Here is a 13,276-nt window from a genome sequence, read left to right as displayed (position 1 = left end):
CAGCTGCATAAGCTGGTTATAAAAAAATACCATGGTCACCATCTGGAGGGATGGCGTCCATGGTATTTTTCGTTAAGGGCTTTTGATACAGCCCCATTTATAACAGCAAATTCTATCGTTGCTCCGTCAACATATCTTATGTTCTGGAGCACGATTTCAGCTGACTTGGGAAAGAAAAGCTTTTTACCAAGCGGATCTTTGGCTCGTGCTATTCAAAGCTGGAGTCTCCATATGTGGACGATATTTACGTAAAATATACTTTCACATCTTCATTGTTCGGCTTTTGAGAAACCAGTTTTAGATTTGTCCCAGCCTTTAAGGTGATAGAAGTTACATGCCCCATACCCCTCTAATCATATTTGTCTGGTTCCGGTCTGGACCCACAGAGAAAATACTTAAAGGTATATTGGTTAATTGAGAAATACGTTCTAAATAGTGACGAGCATTTTCCGGCAACTCCTCCAAAGATTTCACACCAGTAATATCCTCGTTCCATCCAGGCATCTCTTCATACACAGGTTCACACTCTGCTAGCACTTTTAAGCTTGCCGGGAATTCCTCTAGTACTTCCCCGCGGTATTTGTAAGCCGTACAAATTTTCACCTTTTCAATTCCAGTTAACACATCAATGGAATTCAGTGATAAGTCTGTAATGCCACTGACTCTGCGTGCATGACGTACAACAACACTGTCAAACCAGCCTACTCTGCGCGGTCTCCCGGTAGTTGTACCATATTCATTGCCCACTTCTCGTATCTTATCGCCGACTTCATCGGTCAATTCAGTTGGAAACGGCCCGTCGCCAACTCTTGTTGTATATGCCTTCGATACTCCGACAACGTGGTGAATTTTAGAAGGTCCCACACCGGATCCAATCGTTACACCGCCAGCAATCGGATTAGAGGACGTAACAAATGGATATGTACCTTGATCAATATCCAGCATGACTCCTTGCGCACCTTCAAATAATACGCGGCGTCCAGCATCAATAGCTTCGTTTAGCACAACTGATGTGTCGCATACATAATCAGCAAAGAACTGGCCGTACTCGTAATACTCATCTAGAATATCTTCCGTTTGAAAACCCTCTGCCTCATAAATTTTCTCTAATAAACGGTTTTTTTCTTCTAAATTCCTCGCCAATTTCCCTGCGAATTCATCTCTATCCAACAAGTCAGAGATACGAATACCGGTTCTAGCTGCCTTATCCATATAAGCAGGTCCAATACCTTTGCGTGTGGTTCCAATTTTATTTGAACCCTTGCTTTCTTCTTCCACCGCATCTAATTTCACATGATATGGCAAAATCACATGGGCACGGTTGCTGATCCGCAAGTTGCTTGTATCAACTCCGCGTTCGTGTAAGTATTTTAATTCTTCTACCAGCGCCTTTGGATCAATGACCATACCATTTCCAATTACACATGTTTTATTGTCATAAAAAATACCTGAAGGAATGAGATGTAATTTATATTTTTTCCCATTAAAAACAATGGTGTGACCAGCATTGTTTCCACCTTGATATCTTGCTACCACTTCTGCATTTTCAGAAAGATAGTCGGTAATCTTCCCTTTTCCTTCGTCTCCCCATTGCGTACCCACAATTACTACTGACGACACTTTCGTCCACCTCCGGCACCTGCGTTAACTCAGGCAACATTTCAACTTATTGCATTTCTACAAATTTGTCTTATTATCACTTATCATGTTAATTCCTCAAACAGTGTATCAATTTCCAACGAATAAGTCAATAAAACACGAACATTGTAAACAAATAACTCAATATATGTTCGTTATACAACTAAAAAAACCTGGAAAGTGCACTTTCCAGGTTTGTCGGTTAAGCACCAGGCGGAGCTTGACTTTCATCGTGCCGCCTGTCTAAATTCACAAATTTATTGTATTCTTTAATAAAGGCAAGCTCTACGTTGCCAACTGGACCGTTTCGCTGCTTAGCGATAATAATTTCAATAATGTTTTGGTTTTCTGCATCTTGGTCATAGTAATCTTCCCTGTAAAGAAACGAAACAATATCCGCATCTTGTTCAATACTTCCTGATTCCCGGAGGTCTGACATCATCGGACGTTTATCTTGACGGGATTCCACACCACGCGACAGCTGCGATAGAGCAATGACAGGAACATCCAGTTCACGAGCAATCCCTTTTAAACTCCTTGAAATCTCTGAGACTTCTTGTTGACGGTTTTCACCGCTCTTTGAACCAGACCCTTGAATAAGCTGCAAATAGTCAATCAAAATCATTCCAAGACCTCGTTCTTGTTTCAACCGGCGGCACTTAGAACGGATGTCATTTACTTTAATGCCAGGAGAATCATCAATATAAATCCCAGCTGAAGATAGACTGCCCATAGCCATCGTTAACTTCTCCCAGTCTTCTTCCTCTAAGGATCCCGTTCTCATTTTCGTTGCATCGATATTTCCCTCTGCACAAAGCATTCGCTGAACGAGCTGCGATGCTCCCATTTCTAAGCTGAATATCGCTACATTTTCCGGAGTTTTTGTCGCCACATTTTGGGCGATATTCAACGCAAATGCTGTTTTCCCCATCGAAGGCCTTGCAGCAACAATAATTAAATCACTTCGCTGAAAACCTGCTGTCATGTGATCAAGTTCAGCAAAACCGCTGGAAATACCAGTTATATCATTTTCACGGTTTTGCAGCATTTCAATATTATCATACGTCTCTATCAGCACATCTTTGATAGAGACAAAAGCTCCGGAGCTTCGCTGTTGAGCAACTTCTAGTATAGAACGCTCCGCGTCATTTAAAATATCCTCAATTTCATCCTCTCGTCCGTAACCATCTGAGGCAATATCTGTCGCAGCGCGAATCAAACGTCGTAAAATCGACTTTTCTTGGACAATTTTACTATAATATTCTACGTTAGCTGCAGTAGGTACTGCATTTGCAAGGTCAGTAAGGTAAGAGATGCCCCCCACCTCTTCTAACCATTGATGATCTTGTAAAACAGATGTGACGGTAACAAGGTCTACAGGATCTCCTCTTTCGCCAATTTCAAGCATGACTTGAAAAATGCGCTGATGGGACACGCGATAAAAATCCTCCGGCCTTAAGCGCTCAGAAGCTGCCACTAGTGCTTCTCCTTCTAGAAAAACAGCACCGATGACAGCTTGCTCCGCTTCAATATTTTGCGGCGGCTTTCGATCTGATAACAAGTCGCTCATGGCTGTCTTCCTGCCTTTCGCTGTTACTCTTCTTTAACATGAACATTGATAGTTGCCATCACCTGAGGGTGAACCTTAACAGGTACTTTTGTTACACCAAGTGTACGAATCGGGTCATCAAGCTCGATCTTTCGCTTGTCTACTTTTAAATTCATCTTTTTTAACGTCTCTGCAATCTGCTTGGTTGAAACAGCCCCAAATAGACGGCCGCCGTCCCCAGCTTTTGCTTTTACTTCCACTGTTGTATTTTCAAGCTGTTTTTTAAACTCTTTGGCCTCTTCTAACTGCTGCTGCGCTTTTTTATTTTCACTTTCTTTTTGAGCTTCTAAATTTTTTAAATTACCTTTTGTTGCTTCTACCGCTAAATTATTTGGAAGTAAGTAGTTTCTAGCGTACCCTTCTGATACATCTTTCACTTCCCCTTTTTTGCCTTTTCCTTTTACATCTTTGTTAAAGATTACTTTCATTCTTTTGTTCCTCCTTCCAGATAGTCATCAATAGCTTGCATTAACATTTCTTCCGCTTCATCAATGGAGACTCCTTCAATTTGAGTAGCAGCATTCGTCAAATGACCACCCCCGTTTAATGCCTCCATAATAATTTGAACATTTACCTCTCCTAAAGAACGGGCACTAATACTCACCTTCCCGTCCTGTCTTTTCGATATGACAAAGGAGCCTTTTACATCGTTCATTGTCAGGAGAGTATCGGCAGCCTGTGCAATAAGGATTTGATCAAAAGTTTCTTCACCAGAAGCTTTTGCTATAGCCATGCCGTCCCGGTAAATAGATGCCTTCTCGATCAAACGCGAACGGCGCACATACTGTTCAATATCCTCTTTTAAGAGCATTTGTACAAGCGTTGTGTCCGCTCCATGCGACTTCAAAAACGAGGCGGCATCAAATGTCCGCGATCCAGTCCGAATGGCAAAACTTTTCGTATCTACAATGATACCAGCTAACATCGCCGTCGCTTCTAACACATCCATGTTTAATTTCTGCGGCTGATATTCTAGCAACTCTGTGACCAATTCTGCCGTAGATGAAGCGTAGGGTTCCATATATACAAGAACAGGGTCTTTAATGATTTCTTCTCCGCGGCGATGATGGTCAAGCACCACAACACGGTTGACGGCGTCTACAAGCCTCGGTTCAATAACCAGTGACGGCTTATGCGTATCAACTACGACCAACAATGTGTGCCGCGTTAACTCATCAAGGGCATCGTCTGGCGTAATAAATTGTTTCCATAAGTCCTCGTGTTCGCCTACTTCTTCCATCAGCTTTTGTACATCTGGGTTTATATCATTTGGGTCCACTACTACATACGCATCGGTATTGTTAACCGCAGCAATTTTCAGTACGCCAATCGCTGCTCCAATCGCATCCATATCCGGATTTTTGTGTCCCATAATAATAACTTGATCGCTTTCTAAGACAAAGTCGCGGAGTGCATGAGAAATAACACGAGCCCTCACACGAGTTCGTTTTTCCATAGCGTTGGATTTTCCACCATAAAAACGGACTTTTCCGTTTGTTTCTTTAATGGCTACTTGATCGCCCCCTCTTCCAAGAGCTAAATCCAAACTCGATTGAGCAAGGTCACCTAGCTCACGCAAGGAGTCACCCCCGCTGCCAATCCCTATGCTTAGCGTAATAGAAACTTTTTCTTTCCCAGTCACTTCACGAACTTCGTCTAACAACTCAAATCGTGTTTTTTCCAGTTCATCTAATGCCTTTTTGTTCATAACCGCAATGAAACGGTCGCTTGAAATGCTGCGAAGCAAGATTTGATGCTCATTCGCCCAGTAATTCAATGAGGATGTCACGTGGCTCAACAACTTACTTCGTATCTGGTCATCCATGCCCTGTGTCACTTCATCGTAATTATCTAGATAAATCAATCCAATAACAGTTTGTTCTTCTTGGTATAACTCTTGTGTTGCTTGTGTCTCTGTCATGTCAAAGAAGTACAAGAGGCGTTCTTCTTGTCGAATGCGGATAGAATAGTACCTACCCTCAAGCGTCAACTCTGTCTCTGTCTCTCCCTTTTTTACAGCAGATAACAAATTCTTTGAAAGGCTTTCCAGCGATTCTCCTAAAAATTCACGTGGAAGAAAATCCATGATAAAAGGATTGGCCCACTGTATTTCATAATCTTCATTGTACAATAAAATACCTATCGGAAGTTCTGTTACTGCTTCTTTACCAGCTTTATTAACCCTATGAGTCAATGTAGAAATATACTTTTCTAAGTCTTTTTTAAATGACTTTCTAGCTTGAAGAGCATATATTACTAACAGCCCCAACAAACAATACCCCAGCACACCAATTTTCCATTGGTAATAGGTTAAAAACGCATTACAAAGCGCTGCTAATAGAAACAAAGACACCACGTGATACCCGTGCCATCGTCTCATTAAAAACCTAGGCATAATGTCAACCCCTACTTCACATCAGGTTTCAGACGTTTTTTCAATTGAAATCCTAAATCAATTATACCCAAAATTCGAGCGAGCAGAAGAACAAAGGGTAAAAACAATCCAGAAATCAGCAAAATAATTGGAAAAGCTTTTGATATAGACTTCACATAACAATAATAAAACACAACCGTAAATCCCTGCAAAGCCATAGCTGTTTCTAGAAGCGGAAACACATTCCAAACAATAATGAACGGTGCCGATCCTTCTTCAAATTCAATGAAGAAAGCAATAGACACAATCAAGTAATACCACAGTAAAGAGCGCGGAAAATTCCACTGGCGAAACGGTGGAAACGGCTTCGGATTTATTTGCAAACGGCGCAGCACGGCATGGGTAATTAATTGGGTGATAACAGCATAAAAGATGCCTGTAAAAACAATCAATAATGGGCCGAGATAACCAATCTGCTTAATCATCTCGTTAAAAGCTTCAAGGTTTTGCGAAGGCTCTTGACCAATACTTGAAAGCATCGCTTCAGCTTGCTTTACAGATTGTCTCATCACATCTTGTATAGCAGCAATCGGATCAATATTTAATATTAAGATAGAAGCTGCATACAAAACCACTAAAACCACAATATACGCAATACTGCTTCCCGCCAACACAAAAAAGGCGTCCTTATTACGCCTAATCAAAGCACCCGCTGTCACCCCTCCAACACCTGCCAGCAAGGCATACGGCAGCCCAATAAAACCTCCTATTATGCTAGAAAGCAGGACTGCTGCTGCCAACATAGTTATTCCAGGCTTTACATCATGCCTTGCTGTATAAATAATAAATGGGAGCGGCAAAAACCACATTAATGCCATCAGAAAAAACGGGACGAAAACGGAAAGGAGCATCATCACAATAAAAATCCCTGTTAACACTGCTCCTTCAGTTAAAACTTTCGTTTTCTGCAACTTTTTCACCTCGTCAATCACACGCCGCATAAATTTTAAAGGAATTCATTCGTCTATTGTAATGTATTCTAATAAAAAAAGAAAGAATATACCATTTCAAGCTTTTATATAAAGCATCTGGTTTCACATTTTGATTCACCGCTTTACAGCGTCTGTCACTAATATCATTCCTTTATTTTCCCAAAAGAACAGCGCAGAACAGAATCAAGTATCGCAACACAAATACTATGTTTCTAAGTGTTTCTGTAAAAAAACGTCAACACTTCTCCTCCTTTTTTTACATTACGCATAAAAAGCCGAATAACGAACGTATTGTCCATTATTCGGCCTCTATCTATATTTCAAACTTTTCGCACTCTTTATCATCTTGACTGCACACCTGGCAATTCAAATTGACGAGACGAAAAAACAACTGTCGCATAATCTTCTCTTTTCTTATTCTCTTCTTCCACCGCTTTAAGCTGTTCTAACTGATTGTTAATATAAAGAATATATTCTCTTGCACCCATCGTTTCCCGTCCTCCCCTTTTTCTATGGATTTAAAAGCCTTTGCATTTCAACCATTTCTTTTTTCTATGTTAGTACCATTCTTACCCAGTTTGTATAGAATCTTAAACTTCCTTTCATCGAATTGAGACAAAAGCACCAAAAACGAACAACCAAACATATGGGTATTTATTCAGGTCAAGAGCTTCGACCATATCTTAAAAATATCTGCGTGCTGTCAACGATTTTAAATGAGGAAGGAAAACAAACATATATAAAGAAAGAAAAACCAGCCAGCTCTAAGCAGGATCTGTCTCATCGATGCCCTTGTTAATGATGCTGACTAAACATTATTAAACCTAAAAAACGTTTCCCGGAAGACGGCCGGGAAACGTTTTTTTCTTTTACTGCTCTTTTACATATGGGAGCAAAGCAACGTGGCGAGCACGTTTGATTGCTTTTGTTAATTGACGCTGATACTTCGCAGAAGTACCTGTCACACGACGTGGTAGAATTTTACCACGTTCAGAAATAAACTTTTTCAATAAATCTACGTCTTTATAGTCAATTTTTTCAATCTTATTGACTGTAAAGTAACACACTTTTCTGCGCTTTCCTCTACGACGTGCCATCGTTCTACCTCCTTTTCGAATAAATTATTATTTATTAGGAGTTCTCTTTTTAAAATGGTAAATCGTCATCAGAAATGTCAATCGGCTGACCATCATTTGCAAATGGATCATCGTTCAAGTTTGAGGAACCTCCACTTTGATTAGGTTGGCTAAAGCCTGTGTTTCCTCCACCTTGACTACCCGAATAATCACTGCGTGAGCTTCCACCGGATGCATTGCGCGGCTCTAAAAATTGCACGCTTTCTGCCTGCACTTCCACTACATTTACCCGGCGCCCTTCTTGATTTTCATATCTGCGGCTTTGCAATCTGCCGTCTATTCCAGCAAGACTGCCTTTCTTTAAATAATTTGCTACATTTTCCGCCTGCTTTCTCCACACCACACAGTTAAAGAAATCAGCTTCCCTTTCCCCTTGTTGGTTGGTGAACGGACGGTTTACAGCAATCCCGAAGTTCGCAACAGCTACTCCATTTGGTGTATACCGCAATTCCGGGTCACGAGTCAAGCGGCCAACCAGCACGACACGATTTATCATCGGAACTCCTCCCATGTGTATTCATTAGTCTTCATCTTTAACAACAATATGACGAAGGATGTTATCATCCATCTTCACGAGACGGTCGAATTCACTTGTAGCTTCTGGGTTAGCTTTTGTATATACAACCACGTAGTAACCGTCTTTTGTTTCGTTGATTTCATACGCAAGACGGCGCTTACCCATTTCTTCGACTTTCTCAATTTCTGCTCCATTGTTTGTGAGGACATTATTATAGCGTTCGATTGTGTCTTTGATGCCATTCTCGTCCACACTTGGGGCAATAATGTAAAGCACTTCATATTTACGCATGCTGCGTCACCTCCTTTTGGTCTTACGGCTCTTTTTTAAGAGCAAGGAGCAAAATACCATCAATGAATTTTACTCACAACTAGTGATTATAACAGAACAAGCACCCCTTGACAATCATCGATAACAAAAGCAAATACCCTGGAAAAGGTAGTTCGGATAAGGGAATGGGTTTCTCCGTACCGAGATCCCCTGAGTTGTCCTGTGGCATCCATACAGCTTTCCTCTATATGAACGATATCAATGGTCCCTAGTACTAAAAAGCTGCCCTTTTTCGTCAGTAAATAGAAAAACTGTATACCGTCTTCCGCCAGCATACAGCCTTTCTAGTTATTAAACGTTAAAGCGGAAATGAACAACATCTCCATCTTGTACAACATAATCTTTTCCTTCCAGCCGAACATTTCCTGCCTCTTTTGCGGCATTCATGCTGCCAGCCGTAACGAGATCCTCGTAGCTGACCACTTCTGCACGAATAAAACCTCTTTCAAAATCGGAGTGAATAACTCCAGCCGCTTGCGGTGCTTTCGTACCGCTTTTAATCGTCCATGCACGAACTTCCTGTTCACCAGCTGTAAAATACGTTTCCAAACCAAGCAATGTATAGGCTGCTTTTATAAGCTGGTCTAAACCTGATTCTTCAATTCCAAGCTCGTCCAAAAACTCTTGCTTCTCTTCCCCTTCAAGCTCCGCGATTTCCGATTCAATTTTGGCACACACAGTAATGACTTCGGAACCCTCTTTTGCTGCATACTCTTTTACTGCTTGAACGTATTGATTATCTTCTTCACTTAATAAATCTTCTTCGCTGACATTTGCAACATATAATACAGGCTTCATCGTAAGGAGCTGAAAACCGTGAACAATTTTCTTTTCTTCATCACTTAAATCTAAGCTTCTTGCTGGCTTCTCTTCTTCAAAAACAGCAATTAACTTTTGCAGCACATCATATTCTGCTACGGCGTCTTTATCTTTAGATTTAGCCATCTTTGCCACTTTTGCCGATCTCTTCTCGACAGTTTCTAAGTCAGCTAAAATCAGTTCCAGATTAATTACTTCTATATCTCGAATCGGATCCACACTTCCTGAAACGTGCGTAATATCCCCATCATTAAAGCAACGTACAACGTGAGAGATGGCATCTACCTGCCGAATATGGGAAAGAAATTTATTTCCGAGTCCTTCCCCTTTGCTTGCACCTTCTACAATCCCTGCAATGTCTGTAAACTCAAATGCCGTTGGTACAGTCTTTTTGGGGTTGACAAGTTCTGTCAATGTTTGTAAACGCTGATCAGGTACTTCTACAATACCAACATTCGGGTCTATCGTACAAAACGGGTAGTTAGCAGATTCAGCACCCGCTTGTGTGATGGCATTAAATAATGTAGACTTTCCGACATTTGGAAGGCCTACAATCCCAGTTGTTAAAGCCATATAAAGTCACTTCCTTTTTATTTTATACATTTACTAAAGTATGGTGTATGTTAAACGAATGGTATAAACGATCCTTTCCAATTACAGAAAGAACTATCTGAATATCTTACCACTTCACATCTTTCCTGCAGGTTGTGTGAAGCGCAATACTCCTAAGAACACCAGCACAACCTCTGCCAGCTAATCTACGTTTCCTTCGTATAATATAGAAGCCTTGTATCCGCTTAGACACTTGTTTTTCTTATTATCGTTTCGTGGCTTGTCCTCTTTGCGGATGTTGAATGGTATAGGCAATGACCGACAGCCATTAAACTAATCGCACTTACGCAACAAGCAGCCACACTTGTATTTACACACGATTAGTTTAACATAAAATCCAGGCTTGCGCCCAACCAACATTTATCTATCAATTCCTCATTGGATGTCCTTGTTCCGCCTTTGAGGCGGCTGTCTTCCACCAGCATACAATAAAAACAAAAAACAACTTCAAAAACAAAAAACAACTTCCGCAATCAACCACGCTTCTGCTCTCATGATGCTATACAAAACAAAAGACAAGGAACCCAGTAAATAAATACCCCTTGCCTTTTTTCATTCCTTTGCATCTCCTTGCTCTAACACTTTTTTTACCTTCTTTTTGAATTCTCTGCGGGGAAGCATCACACTATGGCCGCATCCTTGGCATTTTATACGGATATCCGCTCCCATGCGAATGATCTTCCACTTATTTTCGCCACATGGATGCGACTTTTTCATCTCTACAACATCATGTAATGAAAATGGATGATCCGGCATTTCTGTCACCTCATTTCTACGACAATACATCCTGTTAACTAGACTCTCGTTACACCTAATATCCTATCCTATCTTTTTTAAAGAAACAATTCCATAACGAAAAGTCATTTCCCAGGCAATGACGATATTTGTCAACAAAAAGACGTTTACAAACGTTTTTTGAGGTAAAAAGGATGAATTAAGACAACAATGAGCAGATATAAATTTAAAAAGCCGTACAGCGGGTAAAGAAAAGCAATTAATTGCGCAAATCCAAACTGAGTGAGAGGAAGCATTAAACAAAGCAAAACAAAGGCAAGTGCCCACATAGGCATGCGTACAACCGAATACAACCTGCTCGACAAACCAAATAAACCAGAAGCAGCTGTTGTAAAAATAGCCGTCCACAGTAGTAGAGCCATAAATATTGTCATATAATCAGGATATGATTTTAATAATGCAAATAGTGGTATTTCATACAGCATAATATCTTCAGCTGCTACTAGTAATGATTCATTATAAAGAAAAGAGACACCGCCTAAGATAACACCACTTCCTATGCTGGCAATCCAAATTTCACCTCGGTGCCGAATTTGCTTGCCGGCTGCGGATAATACAGCTACCAGCGGCAATAAATTTAACGAAGTAAAAGTAAATGCAGACGGCCAATTGTGCTGATTTTTCCAGTCGATATCGGCCACATTTGCATGAAGCCAAAAGAAAGAAAATAGTGTAATACCTAAACTAATAATCAATACAGGGATGAGCACACTGTTTACGCTTGTTAATCCTTTTACACCTTTGACCGCTACGATTAACAGCAAGGCACACATAAACAACACACCGGCTAAAAATGGCACATGAAAGTACTCCAGCGCTGCACCGCCTCCTGCAACCATAACGCCCGTCGTTGTAAACAAATAAAAGATAATAATTATGTCATATCCTTTAGACAAACGAGGGCCCAGCAATTCAGCTAAAACAGCAGCATAGTCATCCGTCTGGTGTGTGTAACTAATACTTAAAACCACATGACAGCTTGCACAAAATAAAAACGTAAATAAAACAATAGCCAGTCCACTTTCATGACCAAAAAATTGCCATATTTCACGTCCAGAAGCATATCCTGCACCAATGGTAGTACCGATAATTAAAAACATCCATTTCAGTCCATTGACAAACATTTGCTCTCTCCCTTGTTTTGGCTCACCTTTCACAAAGGCGAACGTATAGAAATTAAATATCGTTCCTATACTGGAACTAATATGAATAAGGAGAGACCAATATGCTTGGAAAAAAACCTGTATCTGCCCGTATGCCTTTTTCTTTCCAGATTCATTCACAAGAACCGGAAGCCTCTTCTAAACTAGCTTATGAATTGTTCGCTAAACTCAAAAATGTGCCGTCTCAACGCGACATTGTCGTTGTATGTATCGGCACGGATCGTTCTACTGGTGACTCGTTAGGCCCAATCATAGGTACAGCCCTAGAAAAGCACGACCTGAACCGCTTGTGTGTATACGGCACACTTGAAAAACCAGTTCATGCGGTAAACTTGGAAGAAACAATTGAAATGATTGAAACTAATCACCATCATCCATACATGGTAGCTATAGACGCCTGTCTTGGCAGAATAAAAAATATTGGCAAAGTGACATTTTCTGAAGGACCTGTCATTCCTGGAGCGGCAATGAAAAAGAAGCTTCCCCATATTGGAGATATGCATGTGACTGGTATTGTCAATGTCAGCGGAATGATGGAGTACTTTGTTTTGCAAAACACAAGACTTCACACCGTTATGACGATGGGCGATTGTATTGCTGAAGGTTTTATAAAAGCTGATCAGCAACTAAAAAGGATATCAAATCGCACGTCTGGCTATGATGCGCCAAACACTCCTGTACGTAAAAAAGGAATTTCCAAGATAGAGTCAGCATTGTCTGTGCAACGTGATTCGCAAAAATATTAACCCTGTACAAATGGGAGTTTTTTCCTCTGCCACTTTGTGTGTGACTTGCTAACACAAAAAAACTTTTAAACGAGTGTCATCTTGCAATACGGGTTCTAAAAGCAAAAGGGAGAACTATCTTAATCATTTCTAGCAGGAACAAAAATGCTGGGCACCCGGCGCTTTAAAAAATCCTCTTCAAGAGAACTTGCCTAGCGTCCTGAAAAAAAAAAGGAGGTTCAGCTAAAGAGATGGGGCTGTAAGGTTTGTTGTTTGGAATAACTTATCCCTCTAGTATTGATGGCTCTTCAGGTTCGCTTGCCGCGGGCAAGGCTTCAGCTAACCGATGGGAGACCACCGTCGGTGGATCTTCAGCTCTTGCTTTTCCCGCAGGCGTCTCACCTGGTCGCCAACCAAAAATAATGGACGAAAAAACTCCAACATTCTTTTTTTTATGCCAAAAACACAAAAAAATCGCCTCTTTCGGTATAATGAAGTCACCACAACCCATTAACGAAAGAAGGCGATTTTTTATGAGTAACCTAACGGCCACTTTCCAAGAGTAT

Annotated in this window: 15 protein-coding genes; 2 read left to right on the top strand and 13 right to left on the bottom strand. The window is 40.8% G+C overall.

Going from position 1 to position 13,276, the window contains the following annotated elements:
• Window positions 1-252, top strand: a 252-nt coding sequence (locus tag BLT18_RS18505; protein WP_217635759.1) for a hypothetical protein, incomplete at its 5' end; no start/stop codon positions are given.
• Between the two features lie 78 nt (window positions 253-330).
• On the opposite strand, the gene BLT18_RS17395 is transcribed toward BLT18_RS18505, so the two are convergent.
• From BLT18_RS17395 to BLT18_RS17340, 12 genes are all read right to left on the bottom strand, one after another.
• A complete protein-coding gene (locus BLT18_RS17395; RefSeq protein WP_091276924.1) occupies window positions 331-1,620 on the bottom strand; it encodes an adenylosuccinate synthase in 1,290 nt (429 codons plus the stop codon).
• 220 nt (window positions 1,621-1,840) lie between these two features.
• Entirely contained in the window at window positions 1,841-3,208 is a 1,368-nt protein-coding gene (dnaB, locus tag BLT18_RS17390) for a replicative DNA helicase (RefSeq protein ID WP_091276921.1), read from the bottom strand.
• A 23-nt stretch (window positions 3,209-3,231) separates the two neighbouring features.
• Window positions 3,232-3,675 carry a 50S ribosomal protein L9 gene (gene rplI / locus BLT18_RS17385; protein WP_091276918.1) on the bottom strand — a complete coding sequence of 148 codons (444 nt, stop codon included), beginning with the start codon at window positions 3,673-3,675 and terminating at the stop codon, window positions 3,232-3,234.
• On the bottom strand, window positions 3,672-5,642 hold the full coding sequence (locus BLT18_RS17380) for a DHH family phosphoesterase (RefSeq protein WP_091276915.1): 1,971 nt from the start codon (window positions 5,640-5,642) through the stop codon (window positions 3,672-3,674). Before BLT18_RS17380 ends, rplI begins: the two co-directional genes overlap by 4 nt.
• Window positions 5,643-5,653: 11 nt before the next feature.
• On the bottom strand, window positions 5,654-6,592 hold the full coding sequence (locus tag BLT18_RS17375) for a YybS family protein (RefSeq protein ID WP_175487587.1): 939 nt from the start codon (window positions 6,590-6,592) through the stop codon (window positions 5,654-5,656).
• A gap of 362 nt (window positions 6,593-6,954) precedes the next feature.
• Window positions 6,955-7,101 carry a hypothetical protein gene (locus tag BLT18_RS18450; RefSeq protein WP_175487586.1) on the bottom strand — a complete coding sequence of 49 codons (147 nt, stop codon included), beginning with the start codon at window positions 7,099-7,101 and terminating at the stop codon, window positions 6,955-6,957.
• 381 nt (window positions 7,102-7,482) lie between these two features.
• Window positions 7,483-7,710 carry a 30S ribosomal protein S18 gene (gene rpsR / locus BLT18_RS17370; RefSeq protein WP_091276909.1) on the bottom strand — a complete coding sequence of 76 codons (228 nt, stop codon included), beginning with the start codon at window positions 7,708-7,710 and terminating at the stop codon, window positions 7,483-7,485.
• Window positions 7,711-7,759: 49 nt separating this feature from the next.
• Window positions 7,760-8,245, bottom strand: coding sequence for a single-stranded DNA-binding protein (ssb, locus tag BLT18_RS17365; RefSeq protein ID WP_091276906.1), 486 nt, complete (start codon window positions 8,243-8,245; stop codon window positions 7,760-7,762).
• A gap of 24 nt (window positions 8,246-8,269) precedes the next feature.
• The gene (gene rpsF, locus BLT18_RS17360; RefSeq protein WP_091276904.1) at window positions 8,270-8,557 is read right to left on the bottom strand and encodes a 30S ribosomal protein S6; all 288 of its coding nucleotides are present in this window, start codon (window positions 8,555-8,557) and stop codon (window positions 8,270-8,272) included.
• Window positions 8,558-8,887: 330 nt separating this feature from the next.
• Window positions 8,888-9,988, bottom strand: a complete 1,101-nt coding sequence (gene ychF, locus BLT18_RS17350; RefSeq protein ID WP_091276897.1) for a redox-regulated ATPase YchF — start codon at window positions 9,986-9,988, stop codon at window positions 8,888-8,890.
• A gap of 591 nt (window positions 9,989-10,579) precedes the next feature.
• Window positions 10,580-10,783 carry a DUF951 domain-containing protein gene (locus BLT18_RS17345; RefSeq protein WP_091276893.1) on the bottom strand — a complete coding sequence of 68 codons (204 nt, stop codon included), beginning with the start codon at window positions 10,781-10,783 and terminating at the stop codon, window positions 10,580-10,582.
• A gap of 146 nt (window positions 10,784-10,929) precedes the next feature.
• A complete protein-coding gene (locus BLT18_RS17340; protein WP_091276890.1) occupies window positions 10,930-11,946 on the bottom strand; it encodes a YkvI family membrane protein in 1,017 nt (338 codons plus the stop codon).
• 101 nt (window positions 11,947-12,047) lie between these two features.
• On the opposite strand from BLT18_RS17340, the gene yyaC reads away from it, so the two are divergent.
• The gene (yyaC, locus tag BLT18_RS17335) at window positions 12,048-12,731 is read left to right on the top strand and encodes a spore protease YyaC (RefSeq protein WP_091276887.1); all 684 of its coding nucleotides are present in this window, start codon (window positions 12,048-12,050) and stop codon (window positions 12,729-12,731) included.
• A gap of 262 nt (window positions 12,732-12,993) precedes the next feature.
• On the opposite strand, the gene BLT18_RS18500 is transcribed toward yyaC, so the two are convergent.
• The coding region (locus BLT18_RS18500) for a hypothetical protein (RefSeq protein ID WP_217635758.1) at window positions 12,994-13,276 on the bottom strand (283 nt) is incomplete at its 5' end.

Origin of the sequence: Alteribacillus persepolensis, assembly GCF_900099605.1 — a bacterium.
In the GTDB taxonomy this organism is placed as follows: domain Bacteria; phylum Bacillota; class Bacilli; order Bacillales; family Marinococcaceae; genus Alteribacillus; species Alteribacillus persepolensis.
The sequence above is the reverse complement of the archived record's forward strand: the minus strand, read 5'-3'. Positions and strand labels throughout refer to the sequence as shown.